Origin of the sequence: Micromonospora sp. WMMD712 (genome assembly GCF_029581295.1) — a bacterium.
In the GTDB taxonomy this organism is placed as follows: Bacteria; Actinomycetota; Actinomycetes; order Mycobacteriales; family Micromonosporaceae; genus Micromonospora; species Micromonospora carbonacea.
Map to the genome: position 1 here is coordinate 5083982 of NZ_CP120743.1, position 13826 is coordinate 5097807.

A 13826-nucleotide genomic window follows, 5' to 3' on the forward strand; every position below is an offset into this window, starting at 1 on the left:
GCCGGCCCCGGTCTCCCTCTCCGTCGGCCCCGGTCTACCGCTCCGCCGGCCGTCCGGAGCGGCATCCCGCGTCCCACCGCCCGGAATCGTAGCCACCCTCACCTGCGAACGCAGGTCGACCGACACCATGTCGGCGACATGGCGGTGTTCCGGCCGCCGTGATACCGCCACATGGCCGACATGCCGCCGGATCGACGGGCGGCAGGGCATGTTGGAGACATGGCCCACGACGCGCACGCCGATCGCACCGGGCACCCCACCCAGGTCGGGCACGCCATCCATGCCGAGCGCGACCACCACGCCGGGCACGGCGGGCACGACAAGCACGCCGGGCACGACCCGGAGATGTTCCGCCGCCGGTTCTGGGTCTGCCTCGCGTTGACCCTGCCGATCGTCGTCACCAGCCACATGGTGATGGACTGGTTCGGCTACTCGCTGGAGTTCCCCGGCCGGGCCCTGGTCGGCCCGGTGCTCGGCTCGGCGGTCTTCTGGTGGGGCGGGTGGCCGTTCCTGGTCGGCGCGGTCCGGGAGCTGCGCGACCGGGCACCGGGCATGATGCTGCTCATCGCGATGGCGATCAGCGTGGCGTACGCCGCGTCGCTGGCCACCAGCGCCGGCGCGTTCGACCTGGACTTCTGGTGGGAGCTGGCGGCGCTGGTCACCATCATGCTGCTCGGGCACTGGCAGGAGATGAAGGCGATCGGCCAGGCCCGGGGCGCCCTCGCGGCGCTGGCCGCGCTGCTGCCCGACGACGCGGAGCGGGTCGGGCCCGACGGCGGCACCGAGCGGGTCCCCGTGGCCGCGCTGCGCGTCGGCGACGTGCTGCTGGTCCGGCCCGGCGGTCGGGTGCCGGCCGACGGCCGGGTCGTCGGCGGGGCCGCCGAGCTGGACGAATCCATGATCACGGGCGAGTCCCGCCCGGTCGCCCGGTCGGCCGGCGACCGGGTGGTGGCGGGCACGGTGGCCACGGACTCGGCGATCCGGGTCGAGGTGCAGGCCACCGGAGAGGAGACCACCCTCGCCGGCATCCAGCGCATGGTCGCCGAGGCCCAGCGCTCCAGCGGCCGGGCCCAGGTGCTCGCCGACCGCTTCGCGGCCTGGCTGTTCTACGTCGCGACCGCCACCGCCGTGCTGACGGTCGTGGTCTGGTCCGCCCTGGGCGACCCCGACGAGGCCGTCGTGCGGACCGTCACGGTGCTGGTCATCGCCTGCCCGCACGCGCTGGGGCTCGCGATCCCGCTGGTAATCGCGCTGTCCACGGCGGTGGCGGCACGCTCCGGCATCCTGGTGAAGGACCGTCTCGTGCTGGAGCGGATGCGCACCGTCGACGCGGTGCTGTTCGACAAGACCGGCACCCTGACCCGGGGCGAACACGCCGTGACCGGCGTCGCGGCCGCCGAGGGCACCAGCGAGGACGAGCTGCTGCGGCTGGCCGCCGGCGTCGAGGCGGACAGCGAGCACCCGCTGGCCCGCGCGATCGTCGCCGCCGCCGAGCAGCGCGGCGGGCACCCGGACGCCACCGGCTTCCGCGCCCTGCCGGGCCGTGGGGTGCGGGCCACGATCGACGGCACGGAATACGCGGTGGGCGGGCCTGCGCTGCTGCGCGAGTTGGGCGCGGGCCTCCCCGCCGAGCTGGAGCAGGCCACCGCCGGCTGGGCGGGGCGGGGGGCCGCCGTGCTGCACCTCGTCCGCCTCCCCGGCACGGTGCTGGGCGTGCTTGCCCTCGCCGACGAAGTACGCCCCGAGGCCCGCGAGGCGATCGATGAGCTACGCGCCCAGGGCATCCGGACCATCGCGATGATCACCGGGGATGCCCGGGCGGTGGCCGATACGGTCGCCGCCGACCTCGGCTTCCGTCCCGGGGTCGACGAGGTCTTCGCGGAGGTGCTGCCGGCCGACAAGGACGGAAAGGTGACCGAGCTGCAACGACGCGGGCTGACGGTGGCGATGGTCGGCGACGGGGTCAACGACGCCCCGGCGCTGGCCCGCGCCGACGTGGGCATCGCCATCGGGGCCGGCACGGACGTGGCGATCGAGTCCGCCGGGATGGTGCTCGCCTCGTCCGACCCGCGCGGGGTGGCGGCGGTCGCCCGGCTCTCCCGGGCCTCCTACCGCAAGATGGTGCAGAACCTGGCCTGGGCGGCCGGCTACAACGTGGTGGCCCTGCCGCTGGCCGCCGGGGTGCTGGCCTGGGCGGGGGTGGCGCTGAGCCCGGCGGTCGGGGCGATCCTGATGTCGGCCTCCACGATCGTGGTGGCGCTGAACGCCCAACTGCTCCGCCGGGTCCGCCTCACCCCCGGCTGATGCCGGGCAGGGGTGAGGGCCTCAACGAGTGTTGCTGAGTGGAGTGCCGGGCACAGGCCCGGCTCGTGGTGCCGGGTCACCTTCCGCGCCCGCATCCGCGAGGCGGCGTGGGTCGACCTCAGCCGAGGCTCTAGCGTGGTGGTGTGCGGACGAGGGCGGTGGCGGGCGGGCGGTGGGGCCGCCTGGCGCTGCTGCTCTGCACCCTGATCGGCCTCGCCGCCATGCACACCCTCGGCCACGGCGCGCACTCCGGCGGCACCCACTCCGGCCACGACGGGGCCACCCCGCGCAACGCCCACCCGGCCCCGGCGGCGCTCGCCGACGGCGCGGGTGGGGCCGTGGCGCTCGCCGGCGGCGCGGCTGTTCCCGTGGCGCTTGCCGGGGGCGCGGACGCGCTCCGGGCGTTCGCCGATGGAGTGGCCGTCCCCGTCGGTGGAGTGGCCGTCCGCGTCGGTGGAGTGGCCGCCGTCGTCGCCCTGGGTGCCCGCGCCGGCTGTCCGGCTGGTGGGTGCGCGTCCGCCCGGCTGCTGCCGGACGGTGGTCGCGCCGACGGGCCGTCCGGGTGGAGCGCCTGCCTGGCGGTGCTCGGCGCGCTCGGGGCGGCCCTGCTCGTCGCCGTGCTCCTGCTGACCGGGGCCCGGGCGGCCGGTCCGCCCGGCAGGCGGCCCGATGGCGGGCCCGCCGGACCGCGCGCCCCGCCACCCCGCCCGCTCGGCCTTCGGCTTGCCGAGGTCTCGGTGTCGCGTACGTAGGACGCCCCGGCGCGGTGCCCGGCTCCGCCGGTGACCCGTGTCTCCGTCCTGCCCACGTACGTGACCGAGACCGAAGGATCCACCATGACTACTCGTATGTTCGCGCGCCGCGTCGCCCTTGCCGGCGTGGCCCTGACCGCCGTCCTCGGCCTGGCCGCCTGCGGCTCCACCGAGCACGGCTCGCCCAGCCACGACGAGCCGGCCGCCGCCGGCACGACCACCGCCGGCACGACCACGGCCGGCACCACCACGGCTGGTGCCACTGCCGCCGGGACTCCGACGCGCGGGGCGGCTGCGTTCGGCGACGCCGACGTGATGTTCGCCCAGATGATGATCCCGCACCACCGGCAGGCCGTGGAGATGGCCGAGTTGGCCGAGACCCGCGCCGCCCACCCGGAGGTCAAGCGGCTCGCCGCCGCGATCAAGGCCGCCCAGGCACCGGAGATCGCCACCATGACCGGCTGGCTGACCGGGTGGGGCCGGCCGGTCCCGTCGCCCGCCCCGGGGCACGGGCACGGCATGCCGGAGATGGACCACGAGATGCCGGGGATGATGTCCGAGGCGGCCATGACGAAGCTGGCCGGCGCGCGTGGCGTCGACTTCGACCGGCAGTTCCTGACCATGATGATCGCCCACCACGAGGGCGCGATCGCCATGGCGAGGGAGGAACTGGCTGCGGGGACGAACCCTGCTGCCAAGGCGCTGGCCCAGCAGATCGCCACCAGCCAGCAGGGCGAGATCGACCAGATGAGGAAGATCCTCGCCGGGCTCTGACGGCCGGGCACCACGCGTCATGCCGGCGAGGTGGGGGTATCCGCAGCTCGGGATGCCCCCATGTCGCCGACATGAAGTCGATCAAGCGCCTGCCGGCGCGCGGGGCGAGCCCCGAGCCGGGCTGGGCGGGGTCAATCAGGCCGGGCGGGGTCAGTGGGGCGTGCGGGGTCAGTGGGGCGTGCGGGGCCAGCAGGGCCGGGGGCGTCAGTCAGTCGGGCCGGGCGGGTTCAGCCGCGCTTCATGAGGCGGCCGACGGCGGCCATCATCTCGGTGGCCATCGCGTCGGCCCGGCCCTCGACGGCGCCCTCGTGCATGCAGTGCCGGGCGTGCCCGTCGAGCAGGCCGAGGGCGACCTTGTCCAGGGCCGCCTGGATCGCGGAGATCTGGGTGAGCACGTCGATGCAGTAGCGGTCCTCGTCGACCATCTTCTCGATGCCACGGACCTGACCCTCCACGCGGCGGAGCCGCGCGAGCAACTGGTCCTTGCTGGCGGTGTACCCCCGGGTCGGGGTGGGCGCGGGTCCGGTCATGCGGCCGAGGTTACCATACCCCTTGGGGGTATGGTACGGTTCCCTGCGCCAGATACCCCCACCCGGTATCGCCGGCGTTTCGAAGGCGACCGGCCCGCCTCCCGATTACCCCCCGGGGGTAACGTGAGGTGCAGCGGAAGGAGAGAGCGATGGTCAGCACGACGTACGAGGTGCGGGGGATGAGCTGCGGGCACTGCGCCGGCTCGGTCGTCACCGAGGTCGGCGCGATCGAGGGCGTCACCAACGTCAAGGTCGACCTGGAGGGCGGCCGGGTCACCGTCACCAGCGACAACCCGCTGGACACCGAAACCGTGCGCGCCGCCGTCGACGAGGCCGGATACACCCTCGTCGGCGCGTGACGCCGCCCCTGCGGAGAGAACGAGGCACCCGATGAACACGGCGACGAAGCTGAGCGGTTTCGCCCTCGGCCTGGCCGCGGTGTTCGGCGCGGCGTACGGGGTCGGCCAGGTGGTCGGCCCCGTCACCCCCGCTGCCGACACAAGCCACGACGCCGACCACGCCAGCGGCACCACCGGGGCCGACACCGGGGACGCCCCCACCGCCCACCTGCCCGGCGGGCTGCTCGTCTCCGACCGCGGCTACACCCTCGCCCCGCTGGCCGCGCCGGCTGGCGAGTTCGCCTTCCGGATCACCGGCCCCGACGGGCGGCCGGTCACCCGCTACGAGGTCGCGCACGACAAGCGGATGCACCTGATCGTCGCCCGGCGGGACCTCTCCGGCTTCCGGCACGTCCACCCCGAGGCGGGGCCGGACGGCACCTGGCGGGTGACGTCCCCGCTCGCCGGCCCCGGCGTCTGGCGGGCGTTCGCCGACTTCACCCCGGCCGGCGGGCCGGCGCTGACCCTCGGCGTCGACGTCGCCGTCCCCGGCGCGCTCGCCGCCCGGCCGCTGCCGCCGCCGACGACCGCCACGACCGTCGACGGCTACACCGTCACCCTGGCCGGCACGGCCCAGCCCGGCCGGGCCAGCCGGCTCACCCTGACCGTCAGCCGGGACGGCACGCCGGTCACCGACCTCCAGCCGTACCTCGGCGCGTACGGGCACCTGGTGGCCCTGCGCCAGGGCGACCTGGCGTACCTGCACGTGCATCCGGCAGGCGCGCCCGGCGACGGGGTGACCGCGGCCGGGCCGGCGGTCACGTTCTCCGCCGAGTTCCCCTCGGCCGGGACCTACCGGCTCTACCTCGACTTCCGGCACGGCGACGCGGTGCGCACCGCCGAGTTCACCGTCGTCGCCGACACCCCCGCCGGCCCCGGCGCGTCGGGCGGACCGACGGCGACCGGCGCACCGACGGCGTCCAGCGCACCGGCCACGACCGGTGAACCGAGGGCGACCGGCGCGCCGACGCTGACCGGCACACCGACGGCGACCGGCACACCGGCCGCCACCAGCACCCCGACCGCCGACGCCGGCCACGGCGTCCCCGGGCACGGGCACGACTGACGGGAGGCAGCGATGAGCTCGCCCACGCGACCGCTACCGGTCGCACCGAACCGCATCGAGCTGGCGATCGGCGGCATGACCTGCGCGTCCTGCGCCGCGAGGATCGAGAAGAAGCTCAACCGGATGGACGGCGTGACCGCCACGGTCAACTACGCCACCGAGAAGGCCACCATCTCGTACCCCGGCAACGTCACCCCCGACGACCTGATCGCGACCGTCACCAAGACCGGCTACACGGCCGCCCTGCCGCCCCCGCCCGAGCCGCCCGCCACCACCGTCGCCGAGCCGGTCGACGAGCTGCGCGGGCTGCGTACCCGGCTCTGGGTGTCCGTGGCCCTGGCCGTGCCGGTGGTCGTGCTCGCCATGATCCCGGCCTGGCAGTTCGACTACTGGCAGTGGCTGTCGCTGACCCTGGCCGCCCCGGTCGTGGTCTACGGCGGACTGCCGTTCCACCGGGCCGCGCTGGTCAACCTGCGCCACGGCGCGGCAACCATGGACACCCTCGTGTCGCTGGGCACCCTGGCCGCGTTCGGCTGGTCGCTGTGGGCGCTGTTCCTCGGCGACGCCGGCCAGCCGGGGATGACCCACCCGTTCCGGCTCGACATCACCCGCACCGACGGGGCCGGCAACATCTACCTGGAGGCGGCGGCCGGGGTGACGGTGTTCATCCTCGCCGGCCGCTACTTCGAGGCCCGCGCCAAGCGGACCGCCGGCGCCGCGCTGCGCGCCCTGCTGGAGCTGGGCGCGCGGGACGTCGCCGTGCTGCGCGACGGCGTGGAGACCCGGGTCCCGGTGGACCGGCTCGCCGTGGGGGACCGGTTCGTGGTCCGCCCCGGCGAGAAGATCGCCACCGACGGGGTGGTCGACGAGGGCACCTCGGCCGTCGACGCCAGCATGCTCACCGGCGAGTCCGTGCCGGTCGAGGTCGGTCCCGGCGACACCGTCGTCGGCGCGACCGTGAACGCCGGGGGCCGACTGGTGGTCACCGCGACCCGGGTCGGCGGCGACACCCAGCTCGCCCAGATGGCGCGGCTCGTCGAGCAGGCCCAGACCGGCAAGGCGGCCGTGCAGCGGCTGGCCGACCGGATCTCCGGGGTGTTCGTGCCGATCGTGATCGCGCTCGCCGCCGGCACCCTCGGCGGGTGGCTCGGCGCGGGGGCCGGCCCGGCGGCCGCGTTCACCGCCGCCGTGGCGGTGCTGATCATCGCCTGCCCGTGCGCCCTCGGCCTGGCCACCCCGACCGCCCTGCTGGTCGGCACCGGGCGCGGTGCGCAGCTCGGCATCCTGATCAAGGGCCCGGAGATGCTGGAATCCACCCGGCAGGTCGACACGGTGGTGCTGGACAAGACGGGCACCGTCACCACCGGCCGGATGGCCCTGGTCGACGTGGTTGCCGCCGACGGCGAGGACCGGGCCGCGCTGCTCCGGCTCGCCGGCTCGCTGGAGGCCGCGAGCGAGCACCCCGTCGCCCGCGCCGTGGCAGCCGGGGCCGCCGACGCCGGCCCGCTCGCCCCGGTGACCGGCTTCGCCACCGTGGAGGGGCTCGGCGTCACCGGCGCGGTCGACGGCCGCGAGCTGACCGTCGGGCGGCCCCGGCTGCTGCGGGAGCGCGGACTCGACGTACCGGAGGAGATCGAACGGGCGGTGACCGGCGCGGAGGCCGCCGGCCGGACGGCCGTGCTGGCCGGCTGGGACGGCCGGGCCCGGGGGATGCTCGCGGTGGCCGACGTGGTGAAGCCGACAAGCGCGGCGGCCGTCGCCGGACTGCGCGCCCTCGGCCTCACGCCGATCCTGCTCACCGGCGACAACGCCACGGTGGCGCGGGCGGTGGCCGCCGAGGTCGGCATCGCCGAGGTGACCGCCGAGGTGCTGCCCGCCGACAAGGTCGACGTGGTGAAGCAGCTCCAGGCCGCCGGCCGGACGGTGGCGATGATCGGCGACGGGATCAACGACGCCGCCGCCCTCGCCCAGGCCGATCTGGGCCTGGCGATGGGCACCGGCACCGACGTGGCGATCGAGGCCAGCGACCTGACCCTCGTCCGGGGCGACCTGACCGCCGCCGTGGACGCGATCCGGCTGTCCCGCCGCACCCTGGCGATCATCAAGGGCAACCTGTTCTGGGCGTTCGCCTACAACCTGGCCGCCCTCCCGCTGGCCGTCGCCGGCCTGCTCAACCCGATGATCGCGGGGGCGGCGATGGCGTTCTCCTCGGTCTTCGTCGTCGCCAACAGCCTCCGCCTGCGCCGCTTCCGGCCGGCCCGCGTCGGTTGAGGGTTTGGCGGGCCACGTCGGGGTACTGGATGGGTGTTGCACCACCCCAGTGACCAGGACGTTGGAGGTTCATGATGGGTTTCGACGACAAGATCGCCAACGCGTCCGAGGACGCCGCCGGCAAGCTGAAGGAGGGCGCCGGGCGGGCCACCGACGACGAGCGCCTGGAGGCCGAGGGCCGCAACGACCAGGCCAAGGCCAGCCTCAAGCAGGCCGGCGAGAAGATCAAGGACGCTTTCAAGAGCTGATTCCGTACGTCCCGTCGCGCGCGCCGGACCGGCCCCTCCTGCCGGCCCGGCGCGCGTCTGTGCTGCGGCGAGCCGGTGCGCCCGGGGTGGACGGCGACCGGCATGCTGGGACGGTCCCACCACCGAACGGGGAGAACATGTCTCGTCCTGCCGTGACCACGCTCCGCGCCGCCGCCCTGGTGGCCCTGCTCGCGCTGGCCGCCGGCTGCCAGTCCGACGACACCGCAGACGATCCGGCGGCCGGTCCCGCCACCGCCGCGCCCACCGCCGACGCCCCGACCGGTTCCGTCGAGCCGTTCGCCGCCACCTCGACGCCGTCCGCGTCCACGCCCGCCGTGACCGCCGCCAACACCGCCGAGGTGTGCGGGGAGGTCGACCGGCTGATCCTCGCCGGCAGCAAGAAGCTCGCCATGGACTCGGCCGCCGCCACCAAGGACAAGGAGACCACCCCCGACGAGCTCAACGACCGGCTCAAGCGGACCATCGCGGGGCTGGCCGGCGACGTCCGCAGGCAGGCGGCGCGCGCCGAGGACCCGGAGATCGAGAAGCTGATCGGGGACGTCGCGAAGCAGCTCGACGGGGGCGCGAAGGCCGCCAGCCCGGCGAAGTGGCTGGGGGAGACGTTCGTCGACATCCCGCCGAAGCTGGCCCGGGAGTGCCACGCCTGACGTCGGCCTAGGGAGGAAGAACGTTGGGTGGCCGCTAGGCTTCTCTGTACGCGGGCTTATTTCACCTAGTATCGTTAAGCCATGTCACATGGACCGACCAGGGTGACCCAGCCGCTGTTGGACGTTCTCGAAGTCCTGCTTGTCGCCGAGGATCATGATCTCCACGGCTGGGCGATCATGAAGGCTACGCGAAGGTCTGGACCAACCATCTACAAGATTCTGGAGCGTCTAGCGGCCTCCGAGTGGGTCGAGGGCCGGTGGGAGGTGCTCCGGTCCGACGAGAGCAGGCCTCGACGGCGCTTCTATCGGTTGACCCCCTTGGGAGTCGTCGAGGCGCGCAGCCTTCTGGCATCCCGTCGGCCGCGGCCCTCCAACGCATACCCCCGCCCTGCCTTCGGGTGTCAAGCGTGAGCCTTCGGGAGATCGTAAGTGCAATGGTTCTCAGCCTGATTGTGAACGGAGCATCTTCTCTGTCAGCCTGGTTGGCGTGGCGACTCGTTCCGTTCGCCGCGCGCTTGTGGACCTGCGATGCCGAGAGTCGCGCCGTATACGTCGAGGAATGGCAGTCGATCGTTGAAAGCCAGCCTGGCGGGTTTCTCAAGCTTGTGACGGCATTCCATTTTCTGGCTGTGGGTGCTCTGCGCTCGTCCCTTGGTCTTGTCAAGCGGTTGGCAGCTCCGAGCTTTGCTGTCCGTCTTGCCTCATCGGCGTTGATCGCCGCCGGTGCCTGCGGCATCGGGTTCGTTCTTGGTAGCCCGGGGTCGGCGATAACCGCGCTATCCCCTTGGCCAGATTGGCCTCCCGTGCTTCACCTGTTGGCTGAGATGGTGCGGGTGTACATGTCTGAGATGTAGTGCCGCCGCTCGGTTGCGGCCCGGTCCCCGGCCGACTCCAGCAGTAGGTGTTGCCCGGTGTGCGCCTCACCTGTCGGCCGGGCCCCGCCGGCGCGTCCCGGCGGGGGGCCGGGGCCGGTGCGCCGCGCCCGACACCCGGGCCGGGGCGGATCCGCCCGGGTGCAGCGTCGCCCGGTCGGCGGCGGAGGTGCCGGAGGCCCAGCCCTCCTCGTCGGCGACGGTGAGCCGCTTGCTGGTCACCCCGGGGAAGAGGTCGTCCAGCCGCTCCCGCACGGCGGTCGCGCGGGAGGCGAGCACCGGCAGCAGCCGCTCCCCACCCTGTTCCCGGGCGGCCTCCCGGCCCGCCTCGTCGGCGGCGGCCCGCAGCCGCTCGCCGATGCGCAGCGCGAACGCGTTGAGGAACGACTCGTCGTACGCCTTCGTGCGCCGGCTGCCGCCGCGCGTCCGGCGCTCGGTGCGGCCCCGCAGCATGGCGGCGGTGGCCTGCACCAGCAGCGACGTGTAGAGCAGCTCGACGGCGGCCAGGTCGGCGGGGAAACCGAGCACCGTGGCGAAGCCCAGGTCGTCGGACCACACCGACTCGCACCGGTTCGCGGCCGCCACCTCCTGCACCAGCAGCGCCTTCGCCCCCGGGTACGGCGGCTCGGTGCCCAGCCGCACGCCGCCGGGCGCGTCGCCCCGCTCGGCCGTCGCCTCGACCAGGGCCGCGTCGATGCTGTGCCGGGCCATCAGCTCCTGCGCCTTGCCGGTCAGCGCCTCCGCCTCCGCCGGGAAGGTCGTCGACTCGGCCTTGGCCAGCAGCGCCCGCACCCGGTCGAGCATCCGCGACCCGCTGCCGCCGCGCCCGACGGCCGTGGCCGGGGCGGTCACACCTGGCGGCGGGCGCAGCACCGCGATCGGCGGCAGCCCCTCCACCAGCGCCAGCACGTCGACGGCGTCGCGCAGGGCGGCGATCCGGTCGGTGCCCTCCCGGGCCGCCCAGGCCGTCAGGTGTCGCCGGTCGTCGTCCCACCACACGGCCGCGTCGAGGCCGGCGAGCTGGTCGTCCCACCAGAGCGGCACCGGCTCGGGCTGGACCCTGCGCTGGGCGGCGGCCAGGTCGGCCACGAGCCGCCCGGCCGCCGGGCCGAGCCGGCGGGTCGCGATGCGGACCAGGTCGACGGGCTGCCAGCCCCGGGGCCAGAGCCGGCCCACGCCGCGCACCAGGCGCGCGGTCAGGGCCGCGTCGACGGCCGCCGGCCCGTCCGGCACGCCGCCGCCGACCACCAGGCGGTCCAACTGCCGTTCGGCGGCGCGCACGTCGGTGCCGCGCGCCGCCGCGAGGGCGTCGGCGATCAGGGCCTCGGCGTCCAGGGCGTTGGCGTCCGGCACGAGCTGCTCCTCAGGGTCGGGTGGCGCAACGTCCGCTGGCCGGGGCGGAGCCGGTCGACAGGTTCGGCCGGGAACCGGTCCGCCGGGAAACCGTACCGCCGCAGCAGCGCCGGCCGGGCGGGAGCGCCCCACCGCCGGTGAAATGACCGCCGGACGCCTCATCCGCAGCGGGTCGCCGTCCGTATCCATCCGTGCACGGGTGCGGAATCCGCCCGTGCGCCGACAGCGGATCGACGGGACGGAGCGCGAGTTGTCGAGTCGTACCCATGGCAGGTCCGGCCCGGGCGGGCACCGCCGGCGGCGCGCCGCCACCCGGAACGGGCCGCTGGTCGCGTGCGTCGCCCTGGCCGTGGTGGCGCTGGCGACGGCCGGCGCCGGGGCCGTCCGCCGGGGCGGGCCGGACCAGGCGGGCCGGCCGGTCGCCGCCGCGGGGGTCGCCGCGCCCACCCTCGCCGCGCCGACCACCCGGGCCCCGGGCCGGTCCGCGACCCCGACCGCGCAGGCGCCGGCCGACATCACCTTCCCACCCCGGGGTACGGGCGACTTCCGCGCCGCCACCCTGCGGGGGGCCGTCGCCGGGCGCTCCGGTGAGCTGCTGCGGTACCGGGTGACCGTGGAGGAGGGCATCGACGGCGTCGACGTGGAACGGTTCGGCCGGGAGGTGGGCGCGATCCTCGCCGACCCCCGGGGGTGGACCGGGGCGGGCCGGTGGCGGCTGCAACGCGTCGGCCCGGGCGACCCGGCCGACTTCACCGTCGCGCTCACCACCCCGGTGACCCGGGGCGTCCTCTGCGGGGACGTCACCGACCACTACACGTCCTGCCGCAACGGCGACCGGGTGGTGATCAACGTGGCGCGCTGGGCGGGCGGCGTGCCGCAGTTCGACGGCGACCTGGCCTCCTACCGCCGGTATCTGCTCAATCACGAGGTGGGCCACCGGCTCGGCCGGGGGCACGAGCTGTGCCCGGGCGCCGGGGGTCCCGCCCCGGTGATGCAGCAGCAGACCCTGGGCCTGCACGGCTGCCTCCCCAACCCCTGGCCCGAGGTGGACGGTGCCGTCTTCACCGGCCCGCCCGGCCAGTACGACGACCCGGTGCCGGCCGGCTGGTGACGGCGTCCGCCCCGGCGGCCGTCCGCCGGGCGGGCGTACCGCCGCCACGGTGGGTGAGTGCGATCGGCGGGGATGCCCGTTACGCTGGGGGACGACCGGCACCTGCCTTCTGCTACGAGGGATCGCTGCCGGCGGCCGATCAGGGGAGTTCCCGTTGGGCCCCGCCACACCACTGCCCGTTTCGCCACCGCCCCCCGGTGGCCTGTCGATCGGCCCGCTCACGGTCGCCGACGGCCGGGGACGACTCGTCGTGACCGGGGAGATCGACATCGCCACCTCGGGCGAGCTGGCCGTGGTCCTCGCCGCGCTGCTCGACGGCGCGCCGCCGGCCGCCCTGGAGCTCGACTTCGGCGGCGTCCGGTTCCTCGACTCCTCCGGCATCCTGGTGCTGCTGCGGGCCCAGGGCCGGGCCGCCGACCTGGGCTGCCGGCTCACCCTCGCCGACGTGCGGCCCACCGTCCACCGGGTGCTGGAGATCACCGGGGTGCTGGAGCTGCTCGGCCTGGGCGTCTCCGCCGAGGCCGCTGACGATCCGACGCCGGCCCGCGCCGGCGACCTGACGCCGAACCGCGCCGATGACCTGACGCCGGCCCGCGCCGACGATCCGACGCCGGCCCGCTGACGACGCGACGCCCGGTCAGGGCACGTCCACCAGCTCGCCGGTCTCGATGAGGTCGCGGGCGACGTCGAGCAGTTTCACGTTGAGCCGTTGGCTGGCCCGCACGAGCAGCGCGAACGCCTGTTCCCCGGTGAGCCGGTGCCGTTCCATCAGGATCCCCTTCGCCTGGCCGATCAGGTCCCGCACGTCCAGCGCTTGGGAGAGCTGCGCCAGCTTCCGGGCGTTCCCCATCGCCACCGCCGCGTGCGCGGCGAAGAGCACCCCGACCCGCTCCGACTCGTCGGTGAACGCCCCCGGCTCACGCGCGTAGAGGTTCAGTGCGCCGAGGCTGTCCCGGGCCAGGTAGAGCTGGAACGACAGCATGCTGCGCACGCCCAGCCCGTCGATCCGGCGGACGAACTCCGGCCAGCGGGTCTCCGCGGCGACGTCGGGCATCCGCACGGTGCGGTGCTCGAAGAGAGCCGTCAGGCAGGGCCCCTGACCCGTGTCGTACTGCGCCTGGTCGACCCGGCGTACCAGATCGCCCGTCGCCGCGCTGGTCACCACCCGGTGCCGGCCCTCGACCTCGGTGATCGCGGCGTGCCAGGCGCCCGGCACGGTCCCGACGGCGCACCGGACGATCCCGTCGAGGGTGGCGTCGAGGCCGGGTTCGTCCTGGAGGACGCGGGCGGTCTCGGCGAGGCGGGCGGCGAGGGCGTCGTCCGGGCCGGTGGCGCGGGGTCGACGGCTCGACGTGGCCCTGATCCGGCGTGGCCGGACCGGGTCCGGGCGGCTCTCGACGTTCACGACGACCCCTTCCGCCGCCGTTTCCTTCCGCGCCGACGGCCCCGGACCGATACCCGGGCGGCCGTCCGGCCAAT

The 13826-nt window shown here is 75.1% G+C and carries 15 protein-coding genes; 12 read left to right on the plus strand and 3 right to left on the minus strand.

Annotated elements, in window-relative coordinates:
* Nucleotides 1-345: 345 nt before the first annotated feature.
* The 3 genes from O7633_RS22180 (at nt 346) to O7633_RS22190 (ending at nt 3830) form a co-directional block, all read left to right on the plus strand.
* Nucleotides 346-2304, plus strand: coding sequence for a heavy metal translocating P-type ATPase (locus O7633_RS22180; protein ID WP_348776342.1), 1959 nt, complete (start codon nt 346-348; stop codon nt 2302-2304).
* A gap of 143 nt (nt 2305-2447) precedes the next feature.
* Entirely contained in the window at nt 2448-3056 is a 609-nt protein-coding gene (locus O7633_RS22185; RefSeq protein ID WP_282323783.1) for a hypothetical protein, read from the plus strand.
* Nucleotides 3057-3140: 84 nt separating this feature from the next.
* Nucleotides 3141-3830, plus strand: coding sequence for a DUF305 domain-containing protein (locus tag O7633_RS22190; protein WP_278131356.1), 690 nt, complete (start codon nt 3141-3143; stop codon nt 3828-3830).
* 227 nt (nt 3831-4057) lie between these two features.
* Here the strand turns inward: O7633_RS22190 and O7633_RS22195 are convergent, their stop codons facing one another.
* Nucleotides 4058-4360 carry a metal-sensitive transcriptional regulator gene (locus O7633_RS22195; RefSeq protein ID WP_278131358.1) on the minus strand — a complete coding sequence of 101 codons (303 nt, stop codon included), beginning with the start codon at nt 4358-4360 and terminating at the stop codon, nt 4058-4060.
* 149 nt (nt 4361-4509) lie between these two features.
* Between O7633_RS22195 and O7633_RS22200 the strand changes: the two genes are divergently transcribed.
* The 7 genes from O7633_RS22200 (at nt 4510) to O7633_RS22230 (ending at nt 9865) form a co-directional block, all read left to right on the plus strand.
* Nucleotides 4510-4719 carry a heavy-metal-associated domain-containing protein gene (locus O7633_RS22200; RefSeq protein WP_178063103.1) on the plus strand — a complete coding sequence of 70 codons (210 nt, stop codon included), beginning with the start codon at nt 4510-4512 and terminating at the stop codon, nt 4717-4719.
* A 31-nt stretch (nt 4720-4750) separates the two neighbouring features.
* Entirely contained in the window at nt 4751-5824 is a 1074-nt protein-coding gene (locus O7633_RS22205; RefSeq protein WP_278131361.1) for a hypothetical protein, read from the plus strand.
* A 12-nt stretch (nt 5825-5836) separates the two neighbouring features.
* Nucleotides 5837-8095, plus strand: coding sequence for a heavy metal translocating P-type ATPase (locus tag O7633_RS22210; RefSeq protein ID WP_278131363.1), 2259 nt, complete (start codon nt 5837-5839; stop codon nt 8093-8095).
* A gap of 74 nt (nt 8096-8169) precedes the next feature.
* Nucleotides 8170-8343, plus strand: a complete 174-nt coding sequence (locus tag O7633_RS22215; protein ID WP_043961622.1) for a CsbD family protein — start codon at nt 8170-8172, stop codon at nt 8341-8343.
* 152 nt (nt 8344-8495) lie between these two features.
* Nucleotides 8496-9011, plus strand: a complete 516-nt coding sequence (locus O7633_RS22220) for a hypothetical protein (RefSeq protein WP_282323784.1) — start codon at nt 8496-8498, stop codon at nt 9009-9011.
* Between the two features lie 81 nt (nt 9012-9092).
* Nucleotides 9093-9422 carry a helix-turn-helix transcriptional regulator gene (locus tag O7633_RS22225; RefSeq protein WP_278131367.1) on the plus strand — a complete coding sequence of 110 codons (330 nt, stop codon included), beginning with the start codon at nt 9093-9095 and terminating at the stop codon, nt 9420-9422.
* 23 nt (nt 9423-9445) lie between these two features.
* The gene (locus tag O7633_RS22230) at nt 9446-9865 is read left to right on the plus strand and encodes a hypothetical protein (RefSeq protein WP_278131369.1); all 420 of its coding nucleotides are present in this window, start codon (nt 9446-9448) and stop codon (nt 9863-9865) included.
* Between the two features lie 66 nt (nt 9866-9931).
* Here O7633_RS22230 and O7633_RS22235 read toward each other — a convergent pair whose 3' ends face one another.
* Entirely contained in the window at nt 9932-11236 is a 1305-nt protein-coding gene (locus O7633_RS22235; protein WP_282323785.1) for a DUF2786 domain-containing protein, read from the minus strand.
* A gap of 199 nt (nt 11237-11435) precedes the next feature.
* Here O7633_RS22235 and O7633_RS22240 point away from each other — a divergent pair, with 199 nt between their 5' ends.
* Both O7633_RS22240 and O7633_RS22245 read left to right on the plus strand, forming a co-directional pair.
* Nucleotides 11436-12347 (plus strand): DUF3152 domain-containing protein, encoded by a 912-nt coding sequence (locus O7633_RS22240; RefSeq protein WP_278131373.1) that lies wholly within the window; start codon nt 11436-11438, stop codon nt 12345-12347.
* A gap of 250 nt (nt 12348-12597) precedes the next feature.
* Complete coding sequence (locus O7633_RS22245; protein ID WP_282323786.1) at nt 12598-12969, plus strand: STAS domain-containing protein; 372 nt, start codon at nt 12598-12600, stop codon at nt 12967-12969.
* A 15-nt stretch (nt 12970-12984) separates the two neighbouring features.
* Here the strand turns inward: O7633_RS22245 and O7633_RS22250 are convergent, their stop codons facing one another.
* Nucleotides 12985-13752 carry a GAF and ANTAR domain-containing protein gene (locus O7633_RS22250; protein ID WP_282323787.1) on the minus strand — a complete coding sequence of 256 codons (768 nt, stop codon included), beginning with the start codon at nt 13750-13752 and terminating at the stop codon, nt 12985-12987.
* Nucleotides 13753-13826: the final 74 nt, after the last annotated feature.

What these genes read in the sequence shown, in the direction of transcription:
- O7633_RS22180 (WP_348776342.1), top strand. Translation starts at nt 346, where the DNA reads ATGTTCCGCCGCCGGTTCTGGGTCTGCCTCGCGTTGACCCTGCCGATC.
- O7633_RS22190 (WP_278131356.1), top strand. Translation starts at nt 3,141, where the DNA reads ATGACTACTCGTATGTTCGCGCGCCGCGTCGCCCTTGCCGGCGTGGCC.
- O7633_RS22195 (WP_278131358.1), bottom strand. Translation starts at nt 4,360, where the DNA reads ATGACCGGACCCGCGCCCACCCCGACCCGGGGGTACACCGCCAGCAAG.
- O7633_RS22200 (WP_178063103.1), top strand. Translation starts at nt 4,510, where the DNA reads ATGGTCAGCACGACGTACGAGGTGCGGGGGATGAGCTGCGGGCACTGC.
- O7633_RS22205 (WP_278131361.1), top strand. Translation starts at nt 4,751, where the DNA reads ATGAACACGGCGACGAAGCTGAGCGGTTTCGCCCTCGGCCTGGCCGCG.
- O7633_RS22210 (WP_278131363.1), top strand. Translation starts at nt 5,837, where the DNA reads ATGAGCTCGCCCACGCGACCGCTACCGGTCGCACCGAACCGCATCGAG.
- O7633_RS22215 (WP_043961622.1), top strand. Translation starts at nt 8,170, where the DNA reads ATGGGTTTCGACGACAAGATCGCCAACGCGTCCGAGGACGCCGCCGGC.
- O7633_RS22225 (WP_278131367.1), top strand. Translation starts at nt 9,093, where the DNA reads ATGTCACATGGACCGACCAGGGTGACCCAGCCGCTGTTGGACGTTCTC.
- O7633_RS22230 (WP_278131369.1), top strand. Translation starts at nt 9,446, where the DNA reads ATGGTTCTCAGCCTGATTGTGAACGGAGCATCTTCTCTGTCAGCCTGG.